The following is a 21121-nucleotide window of genomic DNA, read 5'->3' on the forward strand; positions in this document are numbered from 1 at the left end:
CGACCTCAGCCCTGGAGAACGGCGGCCTTCAGCCCCTCGGTCACCTCCGGCTCCCGGCCGAACCAGGCGGCGAAGCCGGGGCGGGCCTGGTGGAGCAGCATGCCGACGCCGTCCACCACGCGGTTGCCGCGGGCCTGCGCCGCGGCCAGCAGCGGGGTCATCAGGGGCGTGTAGACGATGTCGGTGACGACGGCCGAACCGGGCAGGGCGCGCAGGTCCAGCTCCAGCGGCGGCTGGCCCGCCATGCCCTGTGTCGTCGTGTTCACCACCAGCGCCACGCCTTCGAGAAGCGTTTCACGTGAAACCCAATCGGCGGTCTCGATGGCGCCTCCGATGTCGGCTGCCAACTCGTCCGCCCGCGCCCGCGTGCGGTTGACCAGCCAAACCCGCGGCGCCCCTTCGTCGAGGAGCGAGGCGACGACGGCCCGCGCCGCGCCACCGGCCCCGATGACCAGCGCCGGACCGTCCGCAGCAGACCAGCCCGGTGCGCCGCTCCTCAGGTTCTCGATGAAGCCGAAGCCGTCGGTGTTGCGGCCCTCCAGAGACCCGTCCTCCCCCACCACGATGGTGTTGACGGCGCCCATCCGCTTGGCGGTGGCGTCCAGCCGATCGACCGTGCGGTAGGCGGCCTCCTTGTGCGGCACCGTGACGTTGCAGCCGCGGAAGCCGAGCGCGGGCAGGGCACGCATGGCCTGCTCGATGCGGTCGGGCGGCACGGCCAGCGGCACATAGGCGCCGTCGATGCCATACTGCTCCAGCCAATAGCCGTGCAGCCGGGGCGAGCGCGAATGGCCGATCGGCCAGCCCATCACACCGGCCAGCCTCGCCTTGCCGCTGATCGTCATTCCGCAATCACCCCATGCACCCGCAGGAACCCGAGCAGCGGCAGCAGCGGCAGCCCGAGGATCGTGAAGAAGTCGCCGTCCACCCGGTGGAAGAGCTGCGCGCCCAAGCCTTCGAGATGATAGGCGCCGACCGACCCCAACACGTCGTCGCCCGCCGCGTTCAGGTAGGAGTCGAGGAAGGCGTCGCTGAAGGGGCGCATGGTCAGCCGGGCGCGGTCCACATGGTGCCACAGCCGCTCGCCGTCACGGATCACCACGGCGCAGCTCACCAGCCGGTGTGTCTTGCCGCGCAGGTCCTGCAACTGGGCACGGGCGGCGTCGCGGTCCGCCGGCTTGTCGAACCACCGGCCCTCGCACTCCAGCATCTGGTCGGCGCCGATCACCAGGGCGCCGGGATGCTTGCGGGTGACGCGTTGCGCCTTCAGCTCGGCCAGCGTCTCGGCCACGTCCTCGACCGGGGCGCCCTCGGCACGGGCGGCCAGCTTGATCTCCTCCTCGTCCACCGCGGCGGGGGCAAGCGTGACGCGCACCCCGGCGCGCTCCAGCATCTCCGCCCGCGTGCGGGAGCCGGAGGCGAGGACGACCGTGGGAACCGCTGCGCTCACGTGATCGATCCTTCGGGCGGAAGGCCGGGCAGGCCGCCGGTCTGACGGCGGGCGAGCAGCATCATGATTTCCGCCGCCGTCTCCTCGATGGAGCGGCGCGACACGTCGATCACCGGCCAGCCGCGGCGGGTGAACATGCGCCGCGCGTCGGTGACCTCGGCGCGCACCACCTCGGGATCGACGTAGGTCGAGGACTCGTTCTGGTTCAGCAGCTTCAGCCGGTTGCGGCGGATCTGCACCAGACGGTCCGGGTCCTTGGTCAGGCCAACGACCAGCGGCCGGGTCAGCTTCTCGATCTCTGGCGGCATCGGGCATCCGGGAACGATTGGGATGTTCGCCGCCTTGATGCCGCGGTTCGCCAGATAGATGCAGGTCGGCGTCTTCGACGTGCGCGACACCCCCATCAGGATCACGTCGGCCTCGTGCAGGTCCCAGCTCGACTGGCCGTCGTCGTGCGCCAGCGCGAAGTCCATCGCGTCCATGCGCCCGAAATACTCGGCGTCCAAAGCGTGCTGGCGGCCGGGCTGGCGCTGCGATTCCACGCCGAGGAAGGCGGCCAGCGCGTTGATCAGCGGGTCGAGCACCGGGATGCAGGGAACCTGCACCTCGCGGCAGAAGTCCTGGAGGCGGCGGCGCAGCTTCTCGTCGACCAGCGTGAACATGACGAGGCCACGATTCTCCTGGACGCCCTCCAGAACCATGTCGAGCTGACGCTCGGTCCGCACGAGATTCCAGAAATGCTCGACCGGGCGAACATCGTCGAACTGGATGACGCAGGCGCGGGCGACGCTGTTGATCGTCTCGCCGGTCGCGTCCGACACAAGATGCAGGTGGAACTGTCTCATCCGTCCCCAACGTGTTGTGGAGAACCCGTCCGAATCTGTGGACAACGGGGATCTCCTGGATTCTGTCCCTCCGGGCGGGACTCGTCGCCCCCGCTGGCGCCCCCTTCGGGACAATCCGCGCGCCCTCTCCGGAACATGGGTACAATGACTCCCGCGGACCATGTTATCCACGGGATTCCCAGACTTCCCGATATAGCATTTCCGCCGTTTCCGGCGAAAGCGTCCGGAGTCGTCCACAGAATCCGATTTTCGTCCACAGCACGCCGTCCAGCCTGTGGACGATTCTGCGCAAAGCGGGGATTCCCGTTTTCCACAGGCACCCACCACCCCTTCTTCCTTTCTCTCTTTAAAAAGAATACTGAGTAGAGGGGAGACAACCCGCAGACCCGATTCACTCATAGGGGAACGATCCGCCGTGTCCGAGGCCGTGTCCAAGATTGCCAAGCCGATGCTCGCCGCCCTTGCCGGCGAGGTGCGTCCGCGCCCGCCCTTCTGGCTCATGCGCCAGGCCGGCCGTTACCTGCCGGAATATCGGGAATTGCGCGCCAAGGCCGGCAGCTTCCTGGACATGTGCTACAACCCCGATCACGCGGTCGAGGTGACCCTGCAGCCGCTGCGCCGCTACGACATGGACGCGGCGATTCTGTTCTCCGACATCCTGGTGGTGCCGCACGCCCTGGGCCAGCCATTGGCCTTCCTGGAGGGCGAGGGGCCGAAGCTCGACCCTGTGAGAAGCGTGGAAGACCTCAAGCGCCTCTCCCGCGACCGCTTCCACGAGCGGCTGGAACCGGTCTACGAGACCGTCCGCCGTCTCTCCAGCGCGATTCCGGCGCACACCACGCTGATCGGCTTTGCCGGGGCGCCCTGGACCATTGCCTGCTACATGGTCGAGGGGGCGGGGTCCAAGGAGTACGCGCACGTCAAGCGCTGGGCCTACGGCGATCCCGCCGGGTTCGGCGCGCTGATGGATCTGCTGGTCGAGGTGACCGCCGATTACCTGTGCACCCAGATCGAGGCCGGGGCCGAGGTGGTGCAGCTGTTCGACAGCTGGGCGGGTGTTCTGCCGGCTGGGGAATTCCGCCGCTGGGTGATCGAGCCGACGCGGCGGATCGTGGATCTCATCAAGGCGCGCCACCCCGCGATTCCGGTCATCGGTTTCCCGCGCGGTGCGGGCCTCTCCTATGAGGAGTACGTGGTGGGCAGTGGGGTGGATGCCGTCGGGCTCGACACCACTGTCCCGGTGGCTTGGGCGGCCGGGAATCTGCAATCCAGATTGCCGGTGCAGGGCAACCTCGACCCGATCATGCTCGCCGCCGGTGGCGATGCCCTGCGCACCGCCGCGTCGGAGATTCTGGAGACGCTCGCCGGCAAGCCCTTCATCTTCAACCTGGGCCATGGGGTGATCCAGACCACGCCGCCAGACCACGTCGCCGAGCTGGCCCGTCTGATCAAGGACTGGCCGAACCGCGGCTGAGACACCGGACGGTAAAAAAACGCGCAACGGGAAGGGAAGGGGATTCCAGTGCTTTATCTCTGGGTCAAGGCTCTGCACGTCATCAGCATCATCGCCTGGATGGCCGGGCTTCTGTATCTGCCGCGGCTGTTCGTCTATCATTGCGAGACGGCGCCGGGCTCCGAATCCTCGGAGCGGTTCAAGGTGATGGAGCGCCGCCTGCTGCGCGCCATCATGAATCCGGCGATGGGCGCCGCTTATCTGTTCGGAATCGCGATGATCGTGATGGAGCCGGCCTGGATGAAGCAGGGCTGGCTGCACGCCAAGCTGCTGTTCGTCCTCGCTTTGACTGGCACGCACATGATGATGGCGCGCTGGCGCAAGGACTTCGAGGCGGACCGCAACACCCGCCCGCAGCGCTTCTTCCGCATGTGGAACGAGGCGCCGACCCTGCTGATGATCGGCATCGTCATCTTCGTGATCGTTAAGCCGTTCTGAGGGGACGGGGCGGCGGTCAGCCCCGCCGTCCCATCACCCGGCGGGTGACCGCCTTCTCCGCCTCCACCGCCAGGAAGATCGCCAGACCGGCCGCCGTCATGGCCACCCACTGGGTCCAGTCCACCGCCGCCGTGCCGAACAGGCTCTGCAGGGGCGGGGCGTAGGTGAAGGCGAGCTGGAAGACCAGCATCAGCCCGATGGAGATCCACACCGGGCGGCTGCCGAACAGCCCCCGCCGGTTCATCACCGAGGCGGTGACCGACCGGGCGTTCAGCAGGAAGAAGATCTCCCCCATCACCAGCGCGTTGACGGCCATGGTGCGGGCGACCGGCGTCGGGTCGCCGTGGCCCTCGTGCAGCAGGAAGAAACCGAAGCTGGTGGCGACCAGGAGCGCCATCACCAGCACCATGCGCCCGATCAGGAAGCCGGGCAGGATCGGTTCGTCCTGCGGGCGGGGCGGGCGCTTCATCACCGCGGCCTCCGGCGGCTCGAAGGCCAGCGCCAGGCCCAGCGTCACCGCGGTCACCATGTTGACCCAGAGAATCTGGACCGGGGTGATCGGCAGCGTGTAGCCGGCCAGCACGGCGACCAGGATCACCAGCGCCTGGGCGCCGTTGGTCGGCAGCATGAACAGGATCGTCTTGCGCAGATTGTCGTAGACGGTCCGCCCTTCCTCCACGGCGTGGGCGATGGAGGCGAAGTTGTCGTCGGCCAGCACCATGCTGGCGGCTTCCTTCGCGGCCTCCGTGCCCTTGCAGCCCATGGCGACGCCGACGTCGGCGCGCTTCAGGGCGGGCGCGTCGTTCACCCCGTCGCCGGTCATCGCGACCGTGTAGCCCGCCGTCTGGAGCGCGCGGACGAGGCGCAGCTTGTGCTCCGGCGTGGTGCGGGCGAAGACGTCGGCGTCGCGTGCCACGGCGACCAGCGCCGCGTCGTCCAGCCGGTCCAGCTCGGTGCCCGACACCGCGTCGCCCGACAGGTTGAATTGCCGCCCGATGGCCTGGGCGGTGCCGGCGTGGTCACCGGTGATCATCTTCACCCGGATTCCCGCCGCCTGGCACTCGGCCACCGCCGCCACGGCCTCCTCGCGCGCCGGATCGATGAAGCCGCACAGGCCGAGCAGGGTCAGCCCCTCCTGCACGTCGTCCATGTCCAGCATGGTCTGGCCGGGCAAAGCGGGGCGGGCGGCGAGCGCCAGGACGCGCTGGCCGCGCGCCGCCAGTTCCTCCACCCGCGCCAGCCAGTGGGCGGCGTCGAGCGGCGCGCTGCCACCGTCCGCGGCCCGTACGTGCGCGCACATGGACAGCACACGCTCCGGCGCGCCCTTGACGTACAGCAGCCCGTGCCCCTCATGGTCGTGGTGCAGGGTGGCCATGTACTTGTGTTCGGATTCGAAGGGGATGACGTCCGTACGTGGGCGACGGACGGCCTCCTCCCGCGCGTCCAGCCCGGCCTTCATGCCGAGCGCCAGCAGGGCGCCGTCGGTCGGGTCGCCGGCCACCGTCCAGCCCTCCTCACCGCGCTGAAGCTCGGCGTCGTTGCACAGCAGGGCGGCGCGGGCCAGCTCGGTCAGCAAGGGGTTGGCGGAGGGGTCCAGGGCCTTGCCGTCGCGGCGGAACTCGCCCTCGGGGCGGTAGCCGGTGCCGGTCACCGCGCAATCACCCGCCGTGGTCACCACGGTCTGCACGACCAGTTCGTTGCGGGTCAGCGTGCCGGTCTTGTCAGAGCAGATGATCCCGACCGAACCCAGCGTCTCCACCGCCGGCAGGCGGCGGATGATGGCATTGCGCCGGGCCATGCGGGTGACGCCGATGGCCAGCGTGATCGTCATCACCGCCGGCAGCCCTTCCGGAATCGCCGCCACCGCCAGACCGACCGCGGCCATGACCATCTCCGGCCACGGCTCCCCCTGGACCAGCGAACCGTAGAGGAAGGTCAGCGCGGTCAGCGCCAGGATGCCGATGGTCAGCCAGCGCCCGAAGACGGCCATCTGGGCGAGCAGCGGCGTGGTCAGCTCCTCCACGCCCGCCAGGAGCGTGCCGATGCGGCCCAGCTCCGTCCGGTCCCCCGTGGCCACCACGACGCCGGTGGCCTGTCCCTGGGCCACCAGCGTGCCGGAATAGGCCATGCCGCCGCGCTCCGCCAGGGGAGCGTCCGCCGCCACGGCGTCGGCGCTCTTGGCGACCGGCATGGATTCCCCGGTCAGCGCCGCCTCTTGCACGCGCAGGCCCTTGACGCGGACCAGCCGCAGGTCCGCCGGAACCTTGTCGCCCGAGGCCAGCAGGACGCGGTCGCCGGGCACCAGCTCCTCCGCCGGAACGGTGACCTGATGGCCGCCGCGCAGAACCACCGCCTGCGGCGACAGCATGCTGCGGATGGCGTCCAGCGCCTGCTCTGCCTTGCCTTCCTGGACATAGCCGATGGCGGCGTTGATCAGCACGACGCCGGCGATCACCGCGGCGTCTACGAACTCGCCGAGCAAGACCGTGACGACTCCCGCGCCGATCAGCACGTAGATCAGCAGATTGTCGAACTGCGCCAGAAAGCGCATCAGCGCCGACCGGCGGGGCGGCGGGGTCAGCCGGTTGGGGCCGTACCGCCGCCGGCGCTCCGCCGCCTCATCGGGCGTCAGCCCGTCGTCGGGGCTGTCCAGCGCGGCCAAGGCTTGGTCCGGGGGCTGGGCGTGCCAGGGCAGGGGGTCGGTGGAAGCTTCGGGAGCAACGATGGTTCCGGGTCCGGAACGGTCATGCGGGCTCATGATGTCAATCTAACCGTTTCTGTCCTGCCAAACCGCTTCTGTCCTGAACGTCCAGGTCGTGGCCCGGTGGCCTGGATAACAGGGGATGCGGCATCGTGACCCGGACGAAGACGCGCAAGAATCCACTCCGTTTCCAAGAATTCGCTTTCATTTGACTTGCAGACGGCGTTCCGCTAACCATCTTTCCCACCACGGGGCGGCAAGCCTCGCGGGCACCCATCCCACATCCGCCGTTCCGTCCCTCCCCAACGATCTGGGCGCGACGTCCGACAGGCATTCCCAGCCTTCAGCGCCGTTCGACGCTCAACCGACGCACCCTGCGCCGGCCCGGGACCTCTGGCACTCCCCCTCGCATGACCGATTCCCTTAAGGCACCCCCATGCATCTCCAAGAGCTGAAGTGCAAGAGCCCCGCCGAACTGCTGGCGTTCGCGGAGGAACTGCAGATCGAGAACGCCAGCACGCTGCGCAAGCAGGACATGATGTTCGCCATCCTCAAGCAGTTGGCGGAAAACGATGTTCCGATCTACGGCGACGGCGTGCTCGAGGTTCTTCAGGACGGCTTCGGATTCCTGCGCTCGCCGGAGGCCAACTATCTTCCCGGCCCCGACGACATCTACGTCAGCCCCAGCCAGGTGCGCCGCTTCAGCCTGCGCACCGGCGACACGGTCGAGGGGCAGATCCGCGCGCCCAAGGACGGCGAGCGCTACTTCGCCCTTCTCAAGGTCAACACGATCAACTTCGATGCGCCGGACAAGGTCCGCCACCGCATCAACTTCGACAACCTGACCCCGCTCTACCCGGAAGAGCGGCTGCGCATGGAAGTCGACGACCCGACCAAGAAGAACTACACCGGCCGCATCATCGACCTCGTGGCGCCGCTGGGCAAGGGCCAGCGCGGGCTGATCGTCGCCCCGCCGCGCACGGGCAAGACCGTGATGCTGCAGAACATCGCCCATTCCATCGCGACGAACCACCCGGAAGCCTATCTGATCGTCCTGCTGATCGACGAGCGTCCGGAAGAGGTGACCGACATGGCCCGCTCCGTGCGGGGCGAGGTCATCAGCTCCACCTTCGACGAGCCGGCGACGCGCCACGTCCAGGTCGCCGAGATGGTCATCGAGAAGGCCAAGCGGCTGGTCGAGCACAAGCGCGACGTGGTCATCCTGCTGGACTCCATCACCCGTCTGGCCCGCGCCTACAACACCGTCGTTCCCTCCTCGGGCAAGGTGCTGACCGGCGGCGTCGACGCCAACGCGCTGCAACGCCCGAAGCGCTTCTTCGGTGCGGCCCGCAACATCGAGGAGGGTGGCTCGCTGACCATCATCGCGACCGCGCTGATCGACACCGGCAGCCGCATGGACGAGGTGATCTTCGAAGAGTTCAAGGGCACCGGCAACTCGGAGATCGTGCTGGACCGCAAGCTCTCCGACAAGCGCACCTTCCCGGCCATCGACATCTCCAAGTCGGGCACCCGCAAGGAGGAGCTGCTGGTCGACAAGGGCACCATCTCCAAGATGTGGATTCTGCGCCGCATCCTGATGCCGATGGGCGTGACCGACGCGGTGGACTTCCTGGTCGACAAGCTGAAGCACACCAAGTCGAACTCGGAATTCTTCGAGTCCATGAACCAATAGTTCGGAACCGCGCCTGCCCCGTCCGATCGAAGGGCGGGGGAGGGCACAAAAAAGGCGGGAGGCCCCGGTGGAGCCTCCCGCCTTTTTGTTTGTCCGAAACCGATTGCCCGGATCAGAACGCTGCCGTCAGAACCGCCGTATCAGAACGGCGACTGCGGCGCCTCTTCGGCCTGGGCCTGCTGGCCGGCGGTCTGGCGGCGGTACAGGTCGACGAAGTCGATCGGGTTGATCATCAGCGGCGGGAAGCCGCCGTCCTGGGTGCAGCCGGCCACGATGGCGCGGGCGAACGGGAACAGCATCCGCGGCGCCTCGATCAGCAGCACCGGGCGGTGATGCTCCTGCGGCAGGCCCGGAAGCTGGAACAGGCCGCCATAGGCCACCTCGACCAGGAAGGCGGTCGCCTCGGCCTGCTTGGCCTCGCAATGCAGCTTCAGCACGACCTCGTAGACGTCCTCGCCCATCGGCTGAACCTGCACGTCCACGCCGATGTTGACCTGCGGCTGCGGCTGGCCGGGCAGCAGGCTCTGCGGGGCGTTGGGGTTCTCGAAGGACAGGTCCTTCACATACTGCGCCAGCACATGCATCGGCAGCGACGAGGCGGCTTCCTGATCTTGACCGTTGATCTGCTGATCGGACATGGACAACTCCTGGCCGCGGGGCGGCATCACGATGGAAAGGTCTTCAAGACCCGCTGGCTAGCACGGAACCGCTGGCTCCACAAAGTGAAACCGGTGCGTTTCACCCGCGGTCGTTGCGGTGGGGCGAACCGGGCGGCGCCCAGCGGGAGTCACCGAGCTTGGGCATGTCGTCCGGCCCGTCGCGGTCCGCCGGACCGGCATTTCCCGGACGGCCGCCGTCGGGGTCGACCTCCTGGTAATCGACGTCGATCACCCCCGGCGGCGGGCGGTTGCCCGGCCCACCATGGGGGCCGTTCGGATCGCCGGCGCTCCAACTCCGATTGCCCGTCTGACCGCCCATGCGGCCGTGCATCTGGAAGGAGGCGGCGCCCTTCATACGGTCGAACAGCCAGCGGCCCAGAGCGTTGCGGACCGGGCGCACGAACAGAAGGATTCCGACGAAGTCCGTGAGGAAGCCGGGGATGATCAGCAGCAGGCCGGCGACGACGACGCAGAATCCCTCGAACACGGCCCCGACCGGGCTCTCGCCGCGCTCCGCCGCCTGCTGCGCGCGCTTCAGCACGGACAGGCCCTGCCAGCGGATCAGGACGGACCCGAGGATGGCGGACAGGATGACCAGCCCGACCGTCGGGCCGGCGCCGATCCAGTCGCCGACCTCGATGAAGGTTGCGATTTCCGCGATCGGCAGCAGAAGGAACAACAGCAACAGTGGATTCATGGCCGTCCTTGCTCTTTCAACCCCAAGGGCCTATCTACACCAGGGTACGCACCCGATCTTTGGTTGGAAGAACAGCTCCGGCACGGGTCATCGGGTGGAATCCTCGGCGGAGAGAGCGAGCAGGGACTTGGTCCCGGCACCGTTCCGGTACACTTAATGCTCACCCGCCGGAGGGTCCAGTAGTGGATCAAGCGGGGCCGGTGATTTCGGGGCCGGCCTTCAGTCACCCGGAAGGATGGATGATGGGAGATGGGTTTGTGTTCGTCGAGATCCTGATCTTCGCGATGATCGCGGCGTTTCTCGTGTACCGGCTGCGCAGCGTGCTCGGCCGCCGCACCGGTGAGGAACGCCAGCGGCCGAACCCCTTCACGGCCCGCCCCAACAACCAGCCGGACAACGTGGTGGCGATGCCCAACCGCGAGCGGCCCGTGCCGAACGCCGCGCCGTCGCCCGACGAGCCGGTGTCGCTGGCCACCGCGCTGGAACAGATCAAGGCCGCCGACCCCAGCTTCGACGAGAAGTATTTCCTTCAGGGTGCCCGCGGCGCCTTCCAGATGATCGTGGAGGCCTTCGCCAAGGGCGACACGGCCACGCTGCGCCCCCTGCTGTCGGACGAGGTCTACGATAACTTCGCCCGGGCGGTGCGTGAGCGCCAAGCGGCCGGCGAGACGCTGGAGACCCGCATCGAGACGATCACCGACGCCGACGTGGTGGAGGCCCGCATGGACGGCCGCACCGCCCTGGTCACCGTGAAGTTCGTCTCGGAGCAGATGAACGTCGTGCGCAACAGCGCCGGTGCCGTGGTGGACGGCGATCCGAACAGCGTGGTCGAGGCCGTGGACGTCTGGACCTTCGCCCGCAACACGCGCGCCGGCGACCCGAACTGGGCGCTCGTCGAAACCCGCACCCCCCAATGACCGATCGGTTCTGATGCTCTCTCATCCGGTTGTTCGTCTCAGCGCCGCGGCAGTCCTTGCCGCGGCGTTTCTCATTGGCTGCGAGCGGAAGGAGGAGGAGGCCAAGGCGCCGCCGCCTCCGCCGCCCGAGAAGCTGGTCCTCACCCCCGTCGCCTTCACGGCGCTGCCCGGCTGGAGCGCCGACCGCGTGGCGGAGGCCGTCCCGGCCTTCCAGCGTTCCTGCGCGAAGGTCAAGGCGCTGGCCGCCGACCGCTCCATCGGCCCGGACGGGGTCGGCGGCAAGGCGGCCGACTGGCAGGGCCCCTGCGCCGAGCTGGCCAAGCTGCCACCCGGCGACGACATGGCGGCCCGCGCCTATTTCGAGACGTGGTTCACCCCCTACGCCGCGGCCAACAACGCCGAGCGGCGCGGCCTCTTCACCGGCTATTACGAGGTCGAGCTGAAGGGCAGCCGGACGCCGGACCCGGCCTTTCCGGTGCCGCTCTACAAGCGTCCCGCCGATCTGGTGATGGTCGACCTCGGCGAGTTCGCCGACCGCTGGAGGGGTGAGCGCATCGCCGGGCGCGTCACCGCCGGCCGGCTGAAGCCCTTCGAGGACCGCGCGGCCATCGAGGCCGGGGCGCTGAGCGGCAAGGGGCTGGAGCTGGTCTGGCTGCAGGACCCCATCGCCACCTTCTTCCTGCACATTCAGGGGTCGGGCCGGGTCAGCTTCCCCGACGGAACGGAGACGCGCGTCGGCTACGCCGCCCAGAACGGCCACAAATACGTCGCCATCGGGCGCGAGCTGATCGACCGCGGCGCCCTGAAGCGCGAGGAGGTGTCGCTCCAGACCATCCGCGCCTGGCTGCAGGCCAACCCCGGCGAGGCGGCGGCGCTGATGAACAAGAACCCCTCCTACGTCTTCTTCCAGGAGCTGAAGGGGGAGGGGCCGAACGGCGCCCAGAACGTCGCCCTGACGCCGGGGCGCAGCCTCGCCGTCGATTCCAAGTTCCTGCCCTACGGCGTGCCGGTCTGGCTGGACGCCGAGGACCCGCTGGATGCCCAGGCGCGGCTGCGCCGCCTGCTGATCGCCCAGGACACCGGCGGGGCCATCCGCGGCCCAGTCCGCGGCGACGTCTTCTGGGGCCACGGTCCGGAGGCGGAGGAGAAGGCCGGCGTGATGAAGAGCGCCGGGGAGTATTACGTCCTGCTGCCGAAGACCGTCGCCCCGGCGAGCTGACCACCGCCTCTTTCCCCCCGTCGAGGAACCGAAGCGCAGCGGCTTTGGTTGTGTCAACCACCGCCGATCCTGGTCGTTCTGGCCAACGGCGGCTTTGGTTGACACACGGGGGGAGGGGGCCATGACCCCGCTGCAACGGCAAATCGACAGGCTCAACGAAATCGAAGGGCTGGCGCGGCTCGGCTACGCCGCGCGCGGCCTCGTTTATCTGATCGTCGGCTGGTTCGCCGTCACGGCGGCCTATGGCAGCAACCGGCCGACCGACACCAAGGGCGCGCTGATCGAACTGTTCCAGAACCCCTTCGGCTCGGTCCTGCTGGCGCTGACCGCGCTCGGTCTGGCCGGATACGCGCTGTGGCGGGTCATGCAGGCGGTGCTGGACGTCGACCATGTCGGAACCTCGCCCAAGGGGCTGGTGGTCCGCGCCGGCTTCATCGTCGCCGGGGTGATCCACGCCGGTCTGGCGGTCTTCGCCATCAAGCTCCTGGCCGGGCGCGGCGGAGGCAGCGGCGATGGCGAGGCCGCGGCGCATGACTGGACGGCGTGGCTGCTCACCAAGCCGATGGGCCGCGTCCTGGTCGCCGCGGTCGGGGTCGCCATCATCGGCGCAGCCATCGCCCACGCCGTCAAGGCCTACAAGGCCAGCTTCCGCCGTGAGCTGGACGCCGATCCGAACACCATGAAGGTGATCTGCCCGATCGGCCGCTTCGGCTTCGCCGCCAAGGGTCTGGTCTTCGCGGTGGTCGGCAGCTTCTTCATGGTCGCGGCGTGGCAGTCGGACTCGTCGGAGTCCGGCGGGCTGCTCAAGGCGCTGCAGTTCCTCCAGCAGCAGCCCTACGGCCCCTGGCTGCTCGGGGTGGTGGCCGCCGGGCTGTTCGCCTTCGGCGCCTTCAGCGTCGTCCAGGCCGTCTACTGCCGCATTGACGGCGAAGCGGCGGAGCGGCAGATCCGCGCCATGGTGTGAGCGCGGCACGGGACCGAAAGAAAAGGGCGCCGAGGGTTTCCCCGGCGCCCTTTCCATTCGAGACAATGTTTCACGTGGATCGCCACGCCGAGGCTCACCCTTTGGTGATCACCCCTTGGTAATCATCGGGCCCAGGCGGCGGCCGGCGAAGACGTGGATGTGCAGGTGCGGAACCTCCTGGTTCGCGTCCTCGCCGCAGTTGGACAGGATGCGGTAACCGGGCTCGGCGGCTCCGGCGCCGCGCGCCACCTCGCCGACCGCGCGGAACAGGCCGGCGATCTCAGCCTCCGTCGCGCGGGCGCTGAAATCGTCCATGTCGACGTAGGCGCCCTTCGGGATCACCAGGATGTGCGTCGGGGCCTGCGGGTTGATGTCGTGGAAGGCCAGCGCGTGCTCGGTCTCCAGAACCTTCTTGCACGGGATTTCGCCGCGCAGGATGCGGGCGAAGACGTTGTTCGGATCGTAGGTCTTGGCCATCGCGTCGTTTCCCCTTCCACCTTTATCGATTCAAGCCTTGCGCGCGTTCTTCTCAGCGATGCCGCTGGTGCCCTCGCGCTGGGCCAGCTTCTCCCACACCGCGGCGGGCTCCAGCCCGGCGTCGGCCCACAGCACCATCAGGTGATAGAGCAGGTCCGCCGATTCCGAGGCCACCGCCGCCTTGTCGCCACGCACCGCCTCGATGACCGTCTCCACCGCCTCCTCGCCGACCTTCTGGGCGATCTTGGCGGTGCCGCGGTGGAACAGCTTGGCGGTATAGGAGGTCTCCGGATCGGCGCCCTTGCGCGCCTGCACAGTGGCGTAGAGCCGGTCCAGCACCGCGGCGGTGGCGGCCGCCTTATCGTCAGACATGAGCGGCCTCCGCCGTGGAAGACACTGGCCGCGCCGGGCGCACCGGGATGCCGGCGTCGGCGAGCGCCGCCTTGGCCTGCCCGATGGTGTAGGTGCCGAAATGGAAGATGGAGGCCGCCAGCACCGCCGTGGCGTGGCCCTCGCGGATGCCCTCCACCAGATGGTCCAGCGTGCCGACGCCGCCCGAGGCGATGACCGGGATGCGCAGGCCATCGGCCACCTTGCGGGTCAGGGCGAGGTCGAAGCCGCTCTTGGTGCCGTCGCGGTCCATCGAGGTCAGCAGGATCTCGCCGGCCCCGTAGGACTCCATGCGCTTGGCCCACTCGATGGCGTCGATGCCCGTCGCCTTGCGCCCGCCGTGGGTGAAGATCTCCCAGCGGCCCGGCTCGACCTGCTTGGCGTCGATGGCGACGACGATGCACTGGGCGCCGAACTTTTCCGCCGCCTCTTGCACGAACTCCGGACGGTGGATGGCCGCGGTGTTGATCGACACCTTGTCGGCGCCGGCCAGCAGCAGCTTGCGGATGTCCTCGACCGTGCGCACGCCGCCGCCGACGGTCAGCGGCATGAACACCTGCTCGGCGGTGCGGCGCACCACGTCGTAGATGGTGTCGCGGTTCTCGTGGCTGGCCGTGATGTCGAGGAAGGTCAGCTCGTCCGCCCCCTCCCGGTCATAGACGCGGGCCTGCTCCACGGGGTCGCCGGCGTCGATCAGATCGACGAAGTTGACCCCCTTGACGACCCGCCCATCCTTGACGTCCAGGCAGGGGATGACGCGCATCTTGAGCATCAGCCGGCCTTTCCGGTGACGGGAGCGGGGGAGAGCAGGTCCAAGGCCGTCTTCGGGTCGATGCGCCCGTCGTAGAGCGCACGGCCGCAGATGACGCCCTCGATGCCGGTGTCCTCCTCCTTCTTCAACGCGATCAGATCGTCGATGGAGGAGACGCCGCCCGACGCGATCACCGGGGTGGTCAGGTGGAAGGCGAGGTCGGAGGTCGCCTCGACGTTCACGCCGCCCATGGCGCCGTCGCGGTTGATGTCGGTGTAGATGATCGCGGCCACGCCGCTGTCCTCGAACTTCAGCGCCAGATCCAGCGCCTTGATGGTCGAGGTCTCGGCCCAGCCGGCAACGGCCACGTAACCCTCGCGCGCGTCGATGCCGACGGCGACCTTGCCGGGGAACTCGCGGCAGGCTTCACGGACCAGCTCCGGCTCGCGCAGGGCGACGGTGCCGAGGATGACCCGGCTGACGCCCTTCTCAAGCCAGTGGGCGATGGTCTTCAGGTCGCGGATGCCGCCGCCCAGCTGCACCGGAATGGTCACGGCGCCCAGGATGCTCTCGACCGCCTTGCCGTTGACCGGCTTGCCCTCGAAGGCGCCGTTCAGATCGACCAGATGCAGCCATTCGAAGCCCTGGCTTTCGAACAGGCGGGCCTGGTCGGCGGGTTCGGTGTTGAAGACGGTCGCCTGGCTCATCTCGCCGCGCAGCAGCCGAACGCAGGCACCGTCTTTGAGGTCGATGGCGGGATAGATGATCATCGCGGTGTCTCGTCCTATGGCGTGTCGTGAAGCGTGTCGGGGGTGAGGTCTTTCACATAGAAATGTCCGGCCAGCCTTTTGCCGTCCACCAGCGCATAGAAGGGATGCGTGCCCCAGCGGCGGAAGCCGAGGTCCTCGTAGAGCGCGATGGCCGCGGTCTGCGTCTCGCGCACGTCGAGGTTCAGCACGCGGAAGCCGGACGCCCGCGCCTCCTCCTCGACCGCCACGGTCAGGCGGCGGGCGAGGCCATGGCCGCGCGCCCAGGGGGCGACGAAGCTGGTGGTCAGGGTGGCGGCGTGGGCCTGCGCCTCGTTGTTGCGGGCCGGCTTCACCAGCTGGGCGGAGCCGGCGATGACGCCGTCCAGCCGGCCGACGAACAGGATGCGCTCCGGCACCACCAGAACGCCCTTCCAGTAGCGTTCCATGATCTCGCGGGCGGGCGGCGCGACCCAGCCGAAGCCGCCGCCGGCCTTTACGGCGTCGTCGGCGGCGTCGCACAGGTCGTGCAGGTCGCCGGTCTTCAGTGCGTCGATGCGCTCGACCGTGACGTCGGTCATCGTCAGACCCGCCAGGTCAGGAAGTTGGCGACCAGGGCGAGCCCGGTCTCCTGGCTCTTTTCCGGGTGGAACTGGGTGCCGACCAGATTGTCCCGCCCAACCACCGCGGCGAAGGCGCCGCCGTAATCGGCGCTGGCGATCACGTCCTCCGGCCGCTCCACGGCGAAGCGGTAGGAGTGGACGAAATACGCGTGCGCCCGCTCCGGCAGGCCGGCCAGCACCGGATGCTCCCGGCGCACGTCCAGCTCGTTCCACCCCATGTGCGGGATCTTCAGGGTGGGATCGGCGGGCTCCAGCTTCACCACCTCGCCCTTGATCCAGCCCAGCCCCTCGGTCACGCCGTATTCGCGCCCGCGCTCCGCCATCAGCTGCATGCCGACGCAGATGCCCAGGAAGGGGCGGCCCTTGCCGTGCACCACCTCGTCCAGCGCGTCGAGCATGCCGGGAACCTCCGACAGGCCGCGCTTGCAGTCGGCGAAGGCGCCCACGCCCGGCAGGACGATGCGGTCGGCCTTGCGCACGGCGTCGGCGTCGGAGGTCACCAGGACCTGGAAGGAGGCGTGGCACCCCGCCGCCGCGCGCTCCAGAGCCTTGGCGGCGGAACGCAGGTTGCCGGAGCCGTAATCGATCAGCGCAACGGTTTCCATGAAACGAGGACCTTGTGACAGAGCGCCGGCCTTGTCGAAGCCGCCGGTTTTTTTAGAGGGAGCCGCCCAGCGTCCCCTTGGTGGAGGGCACGGCATCGCGCTTGCGCGGGTCGATTTCGATCCCGGCCCGCAGCGCGCGGGCAAGCGCCTTGTAGCAGCTTTCCACGATGTGGTGGTTGTTCTCGCCATAGAGGCATTCGACGTGCAGCGTCACGCCCGCGGCCATGGCGAAGGCCTGGAACCACTCGCGGAACAGCTCGGTGTCCATGTCGCCGATCTTGTCGCGGCTGAAGGACACTTTCCAGATCAGGTAGGGCCGGTTGGAGAAGTCCAGCGCGACGCGGGTCAGCGTTTCGTCCATCGGGATGTAGGCGTGGCCGTAGCGCTGGATGCCCTTGCGGTCGCCCAGCGCCTTCGCCACCGCTTGGCCGATGGCGATGCCGCTGTCCTCGGTCGTGTGGTGGGCGTCGATGTGCAGATCGCCCTCCGCCGCCACCGACAGGTCCATCAGGCTGTGGCGCGACAGCTGCTCCAGCATGTGGTCGAGGAAGCCGACGCCGGTCTTCACGTCATAGACGCCGGTGCCGTCCAGATTCACGGCGACCCGGATCCGGGTTTCGGTGGTGTTCCGCTCGATCGAGGCGCGGCGGACGCCATTGGCAAGGCTCTGGTCCATGAGTCCGGGTTTTATCAGGAAGCGCGCGGGCGCGCCAGAGGCGCAGCCTCCGAAAACGCCTATGACCGTCGGCCGCGATGCCTCATAATGCGTGTGTGTGCATGGTCGTGCGCACGCTCAACGAGCATAATGGGATATGCCACCGGACATGCCGACGCCCGGACGCCTCTTCCTGGCCCTCGCGGCCCTGCTGGCGCTGGCCGCCTGCATGGGCGGAGACCTGCCGCAGACCCGCAAATCCCCGCCCGTCGCCCGCGGTTCGACGGAGCCGATCCGCTTCGACGGCCTGTCGCTGGGCTCGATGCGGCGGGGCATGGTGACGGGGCGCTATGTCTGGGCGCTGGAGTGCTGGCCGCCCTACGAGGACGTCTATTGGACCAGCGGGCGCAGCCTGCACGAGAACTCCACCTTTCAGGAACGCTTCGCCGAGGTTCTGGCCGACGCCGGCTACGACGTGGCGGGCGTCCAGGGCAGCGACTACGAGGCGGAGTTCGACCGCAAGCGCGCCCGCTACATCCTGCGCGGCGACCTGCGCGCGGTGAACAGCGACCTGTGCCGCCGCCGAAGCTGGCTGACGGGCGGCAGCGAGGGGGTGTCCGGCATCGGCAGCCTGCGGGTTGACTGGGCGGTCTACGACGCCGTGACGGGCCGGCTCGTCCACCGCGTCACCACCACGGGGGTGGCCCGCAAGGACAGCGGCGTGCCGCAGGGCGACGTTCTGCTGATCGAGGAGGCCTTCGCCACGGCGGTGGAGGCGCTGGGCGCCGACCCCGGCTTCCGCGCCGCGGTGTCGCGGGGCGGGGCGATAGCGTCAAGTGGCTCCGCCATAGTGTCAAGTGGCCGGGGAGGAGTGTCAACCGCCCCCCTGGGAGCGTCAAGTGCGGCCCCGGTAGTGTCAAGTGGGGTGGCGGGAGTGTCAAGTGCGCCCCTGGGTGCGTCAAGTGGCCCGGCCGTGGTGTCAACCGCGGCGGTCGAAACGGCGACGGTCGATCCCGGCGGTGCCTCCGCCGGACCGGCTCCCTTCCTGGAGGAGGCCCGCTCCCCGACCTTGATCTTGCGCATCGCCGACCCGCTCCAGGGCTACGCCGACGATCCCGCCGCCCGTGTGTCCGCCGCCACGGTTCGCGTCGGACCGGACGAGCGCAAAGGCCGGGGGATCGTGCTGGGCGAACTGGACGGCCAATCGCTTCTGCTGACGCTCGACGCCGGGCTGGACGTCACTGTCACCGTCGCGCCGTCCCGTGGGGTGTCGCTGGACGGAACGGTGATGGCGCGGGACCGCTCCGGCGGGATCGCCCTGGTCCGCGTGCCGGCCCGGCTGCGCGCGGCGCCGCTGCGTCTGGACGTTCCGGCGGTCAGCGAGCCGGTGATGGCGGTTCTGGAGCGGGGCGACGACACGGCGCCGGGAATCCTGGCGGCCCGGCGCGCCGATCTGCAAGCCGCGCCGGAGGTGGAGGCAACGCTGCTCCAGGCCGATTTGGCCGGGCCGGACCCGGCGCCGGGCGACCCGCTGGTGGACGAGGCGGGCAATCTGCTGGGCATCGCCCGTTCCGGTCCGCTGCCGAGCGGCGGGCACGGCCTGTCCGCCTTCGTCCCGGTGATGGAGGCGCTGGCCCGCCTGGGGGTGGAGGTGACGCAGCTCGCCCCCCGGCCAATTCCGTCACGTGGCAGACCCGCCCATGACGCCAGACTTGACGGGACCCGCCGTCCCCCCACATAGACCCGTGTTCCGATGTGCCTATGTCGGCCGGCGTCGCGCCGGGCCGTTCGGGCACGGGCGCCTCTTCCTTAGACCACGGTCCCGATGACTTCCCACGATCCCATCCAGTGGCACGGCACCACCATCCTCTCGGTCCGCAAGAACGGACAGGTGGTGATTGCCGGCGACGGCCAGGTGTCCGTCGGCCAGACGGTCATGAAATCGAACGCCCGCAAGGTGCGCTGGCTCGCCGGCGGCACGGTGATGGGCGGCTTCGCCGGCGCCACCGCCGACGCGCTGACCCTGTTCGAGCGGCTGGAGACCAAGCTGGAGAAGCACCCGGGCCAGCTGCTGCGCGCCTGCGTGGAGATGGCCAAGGACTGGCGCACCGACCGCTATCTGCGCCGGCTGGAGGCCATGATGGCCGTGGCCGACCGCAACGTCAGCCTGATCCTGACCGGCAACGGCGACGTGCTGGAGCCGGAGGACGGGCTGATCGGCATCGGCTCCGGCGGCGCCTACGCCCTGTCGGCGGCACGCGCGCTGGTCGACGTCGATGGTCTGGACGCGGAGGCCGTGGCCCGCAAGGCGATGAAGATCGCCGCCGGCATCTGCGTCTACACCAACGAGAACGTCACGCTCGAAAAGCTCTAACCCTCAGACCGGGTCCGCCACCATGACTGCCCCCAGCATCGCCGCCGCCACCGCCGCCTTCAGCCCGCGCGAGATCGTCTCCGAACTCGACCGCTACATCGTCGGCCAGCATGAGGCCAAGCGCGCGGTCGCCATCGCGTTGCGCAACCGCTGGCGCCGCCAGCAGCTCCCCGAGGGGCTGCGCGAGGAGGTTCTGCCCAAGAACATCCTGATGATCGGCCCGACCGGCGTCGGCAAGACGGAGATCGCCCGCCGTCTGGCGAAGCTGGCCCAGGCGCCCTTCCTGAAGGTCGAGGCGACCAAGTTCACCGAGGTCGGCTATGTTGGCCGCGACGTCGAGCAGATCGTCCGCGATCTGGTGGAGGCCGCCATCGGCCTGACCAAGGAGCGGCTGCGCAAGGAGGTCGCCGCCAAGGCCGAGCTGCGCGCCGAGGAGCGCGTGGTCGATGCGCTGTGCGGCGAGAACGCCAGCCCGGAGACGCGGCAGAAGTTCCGCAAGATGCTGCGCGAGGGCACGCTGAACGACCGCGAGATCGAAATCCAGGTGGCCGACACCGCCGGCGGCCTGCCGACCTTCGACATCCCCGGCATGCCGGGTGCCCAGATGGGCATGCTGAACCTGAACGACCTCTTCGGCAAGGCGATGGGCGGGCGCACCAAGTCCCGACGCATGTCCGTCGCCGAAAGCTACACCGTCCTGATGGCGGAAGAGTCGGACAAGCTGCTGGACCAGGAGAAGGTCGTTTCGGAAGCGATCCAGGCGGTCGAGCAGAACGGCATCGTCTTCCTCGACGAGATCGACAAGATTTCCGCCCGCTCCGACTACAAGGGCGGCGCCGATGTCAGCCGCGAGGGCGTGCAGCGCGACCTGCTGCCGCTGATTGAGGGCACGACCGTCAGCACCAAGCATGGCGCGGTGAAGACCGACCATATCCTGTTCATCGCGTCGGGCGCCTTCCACCTGTCCAAGCCGTCGGACCTTCTGCCGGAGCTGCAGGGCCGCCTGCCGATCCGCGTCGAGCTGAAGGCGCTGGAGCAGGAGGATTTCCGCCGCATCCTGACCGAGCCGGAAGCCAGCCTGATCAAGCAGTACAAGGCGCTGCTGAAGACCGAGGAGGTCGATCTCGTCTTCACCGACGACGCCATCGACGAGCTGGCCCGCCTCGCCACCGAAATCAACGCCACGGTGGAGAACATCGGGGCGCGGCGCCTGCACACCGTCCTGGAAAGGCTGCTGGAGGACATCAGCTTCACCGCCAGCGACAAGGCCGGCCAGACCGTCACCATCGACGCGGAGACTGTCCGCGCCCAGGTGGGCGGCCTTGCCAAGAATGCCGACCTGTCGAAGTTCATTCTGTAAACCGCCATACGGTGCCGCGGGGGTCCCCCGCGGCGCTTTTCCTC

At 68.8% G+C, this 21121-nt stretch carries 22 protein-coding genes; 9 read left to right on the forward strand and 13 right to left on the reverse strand.

Translation table 11 applies throughout. The features are described 5' to 3' along the window. Positions 1-5: 5 nt before the first annotated feature. The 3 genes from ABAZ39_RS13795 to ABAZ39_RS13805 are packed head-to-tail and all read right to left on the reverse strand — an operon-like array spanning position 6 to position 2295. Positions 6-845, reverse strand: coding sequence for a shikimate dehydrogenase (locus tag ABAZ39_RS13795; RefSeq protein WP_038530210.1), 840 nt, complete (start codon positions 843-845; stop codon positions 6-8). Then, on the reverse strand, positions 842-1450 hold the full coding sequence (locus ABAZ39_RS13800; RefSeq protein ID WP_038530212.1) for a Maf family protein: 609 nt from the start codon (positions 1448-1450) through the stop codon (positions 842-844). Before ABAZ39_RS13800 ends, ABAZ39_RS13795 begins: the two co-directional genes overlap by 4 nt. Further along, the gene (locus tag ABAZ39_RS13805) at positions 1447-2295 is read right to left on the reverse strand and encodes a pyruvate, water dikinase regulatory protein (protein WP_038530215.1); all 849 of its coding nucleotides are present in this window, start codon (positions 2293-2295) and stop codon (positions 1447-1449) included. The genes ABAZ39_RS13800 and ABAZ39_RS13805 overlap by 4 nt, the downstream gene beginning before the upstream one ends. 448 nt (positions 2296-2743) lie before the next feature. Between ABAZ39_RS13805 and hemE the strand changes: the two genes are divergently transcribed. Then, positions 2744-3769, forward strand: a complete 1026-nt coding sequence (gene hemE, locus ABAZ39_RS13810) for a uroporphyrinogen decarboxylase (protein WP_103039976.1) — start codon at positions 2744-2746, stop codon at positions 3767-3769. A gap of 48 nt (positions 3770-3817) precedes the next feature. Then, complete coding sequence (hemJ, locus tag ABAZ39_RS13815) at positions 3818-4246, forward strand: protoporphyrinogen oxidase HemJ (protein ID WP_038530217.1); 429 nt, start codon at positions 3818-3820, stop codon at positions 4244-4246. Positions 4247-4262: 16 nt separating this feature from the next. On the opposite strand, the gene ABAZ39_RS13820 is transcribed toward hemJ, so the two are convergent. Continuing rightward, positions 4263-7004, reverse strand: a complete 2742-nt coding sequence (locus ABAZ39_RS13820; protein ID WP_081863011.1) for a cation-transporting P-type ATPase — start codon at positions 7002-7004, stop codon at positions 4263-4265. A gap of 379 nt (positions 7005-7383) precedes the next feature. Between ABAZ39_RS13820 and rho the strand changes: the two genes are divergently transcribed. Continuing rightward, positions 7384-8640: a transcription termination factor Rho gene (gene rho, locus ABAZ39_RS13825; protein WP_014238917.1), complete on the forward strand. Its 1257-nt coding sequence runs from the start codon at positions 7384-7386 to the stop codon at positions 8638-8640. Between the two features lie 140 nt (positions 8641-8780). Here the strand turns inward: rho and secB are convergent, their stop codons facing one another. Together secB and ABAZ39_RS13835 are read right to left on the reverse strand one after the other, a co-directional pair. After that, the gene (secB, locus tag ABAZ39_RS13830; RefSeq protein WP_035670309.1) at positions 8781-9278 is read right to left on the reverse strand and encodes a protein-export chaperone SecB; all 498 of its coding nucleotides are present in this window, start codon (positions 9276-9278) and stop codon (positions 8781-8783) included. 100 nt (positions 9279-9378) lie between these two features. After that, positions 9379-9996, reverse strand: coding sequence for an FxsA family protein (locus ABAZ39_RS13835; RefSeq protein WP_051658030.1), 618 nt, complete (start codon positions 9994-9996; stop codon positions 9379-9381). Between the two features lie 242 nt (positions 9997-10238). Here ABAZ39_RS13835 and ABAZ39_RS13840 point away from each other — a divergent pair, with 242 nt between their 5' ends. The 3 genes from ABAZ39_RS13840 (at position 10239) to ABAZ39_RS13850 (ending at position 13096) form a co-directional block, all read left to right on the forward strand. After that, entirely contained in the window at positions 10239-10913 is a 675-nt protein-coding gene (locus ABAZ39_RS13840) for a Tim44/TimA family putative adaptor protein (RefSeq protein WP_038531572.1), read from the forward strand. Positions 10914-10926: 13 nt separating this feature from the next. After that, positions 10927-12132 carry a murein transglycosylase A gene (gene mltA, locus ABAZ39_RS13845; protein ID WP_038530220.1) on the forward strand — a complete coding sequence of 402 codons (1206 nt, stop codon included), beginning with the start codon at positions 10927-10929 and terminating at the stop codon, positions 12130-12132. A 121-nt stretch (positions 12133-12253) separates the two neighbouring features. Then, the gene (locus ABAZ39_RS13850) at positions 12254-13096 is read left to right on the forward strand and encodes a DUF1206 domain-containing protein (RefSeq protein WP_051658031.1); all 843 of its coding nucleotides are present in this window, start codon (positions 12254-12256) and stop codon (positions 13094-13096) included. 108 nt (positions 13097-13204) lie between these two features. Here ABAZ39_RS13850 and ABAZ39_RS13855 read toward each other — a convergent pair whose 3' ends face one another. Genes ABAZ39_RS13855 through hisB form a run of 7 tightly spaced genes read right to left on the reverse strand, consistent with a single transcriptional unit; the run spans position 13205 to position 17364 of the window. After that, positions 13205-13573 (reverse strand): histidine triad nucleotide-binding protein, encoded by a 369-nt coding sequence (locus tag ABAZ39_RS13855; protein WP_014238910.1) that lies wholly within the window; start codon positions 13571-13573, stop codon positions 13205-13207. Positions 13574-13603: 30 nt separating this feature from the next. Beyond that, positions 13604-13945: a phosphoribosyl-ATP diphosphatase gene (locus tag ABAZ39_RS13860; RefSeq protein WP_038530223.1), complete on the reverse strand. Its 342-nt coding sequence runs from the start codon at positions 13943-13945 to the stop codon at positions 13604-13606. Then, positions 13938-14735 carry an imidazole glycerol phosphate synthase subunit HisF gene (gene hisF / locus ABAZ39_RS13865; RefSeq protein ID WP_014238908.1) on the reverse strand — a complete coding sequence of 266 codons (798 nt, stop codon included), beginning with the start codon at positions 14733-14735 and terminating at the stop codon, positions 13938-13940. Before hisF ends, ABAZ39_RS13860 begins: the two co-directional genes overlap by 8 nt. Then, positions 14735-15484, reverse strand: a complete 750-nt coding sequence (gene hisA / locus ABAZ39_RS13870; RefSeq protein ID WP_038530226.1) for a 1-(5-phosphoribosyl)-5-[(5-phosphoribosylamino)methylideneamino]imidazole-4-carboxamide isomerase — start codon at positions 15482-15484, stop codon at positions 14735-14737. The genes hisF and hisA overlap by 1 nt, the downstream gene beginning before the upstream one ends. Before the next feature lie 14 nt (positions 15485-15498). Further along, positions 15499-16041, reverse strand: a complete 543-nt coding sequence (locus ABAZ39_RS13875; protein WP_038530228.1) for a GNAT family N-acetyltransferase — start codon at positions 16039-16041, stop codon at positions 15499-15501. 2 nt (positions 16042-16043) lie between these two features. Further along, the gene (hisH, locus tag ABAZ39_RS13880) at positions 16044-16688 is read right to left on the reverse strand and encodes an imidazole glycerol phosphate synthase subunit HisH (RefSeq protein WP_038530230.1); all 645 of its coding nucleotides are present in this window, start codon (positions 16686-16688) and stop codon (positions 16044-16046) included. A gap of 52 nt (positions 16689-16740) precedes the next feature. After that, entirely contained in the window at positions 16741-17364 is a 624-nt protein-coding gene (gene hisB / locus ABAZ39_RS13885) for an imidazoleglycerol-phosphate dehydratase HisB (RefSeq protein ID WP_038530232.1), read from the reverse strand. Positions 17365-17512: 148 nt separating this feature from the next. Here hisB and ABAZ39_RS13890 point away from each other — a divergent pair, with 148 nt between their 5' ends. From ABAZ39_RS13890 to hslU, 3 genes are all read left to right on the forward strand, one after another. Further along, positions 17513-19084 carry a serine protease family protein gene (locus ABAZ39_RS13890; RefSeq protein WP_051658032.1) on the forward strand — a complete coding sequence of 524 codons (1572 nt, stop codon included), beginning with the start codon at positions 17513-17515 and terminating at the stop codon, positions 19082-19084. 84 nt (positions 19085-19168) lie between these two features. Continuing rightward, entirely contained in the window at positions 19169-19717 is a 549-nt protein-coding gene (gene hslV, locus ABAZ39_RS13895) for an ATP-dependent protease subunit HslV (RefSeq protein WP_014238902.1), read from the forward strand. Positions 19718-19739: 22 nt separating this feature from the next. After that, positions 19740-21077, forward strand: a complete 1338-nt coding sequence (hslU, locus tag ABAZ39_RS13900; RefSeq protein WP_038530235.1) for an ATP-dependent protease ATPase subunit HslU — start codon at positions 19740-19742, stop codon at positions 21075-21077. Positions 21078-21121 lie beyond the last annotated feature (44 nt).

Source organism: Azospirillum argentinense (assembly GCF_000632475.1).
Classification (GTDB): Bacteria; Pseudomonadota; Alphaproteobacteria; order Azospirillales; family Azospirillaceae; genus Azospirillum; species Azospirillum baldaniorum.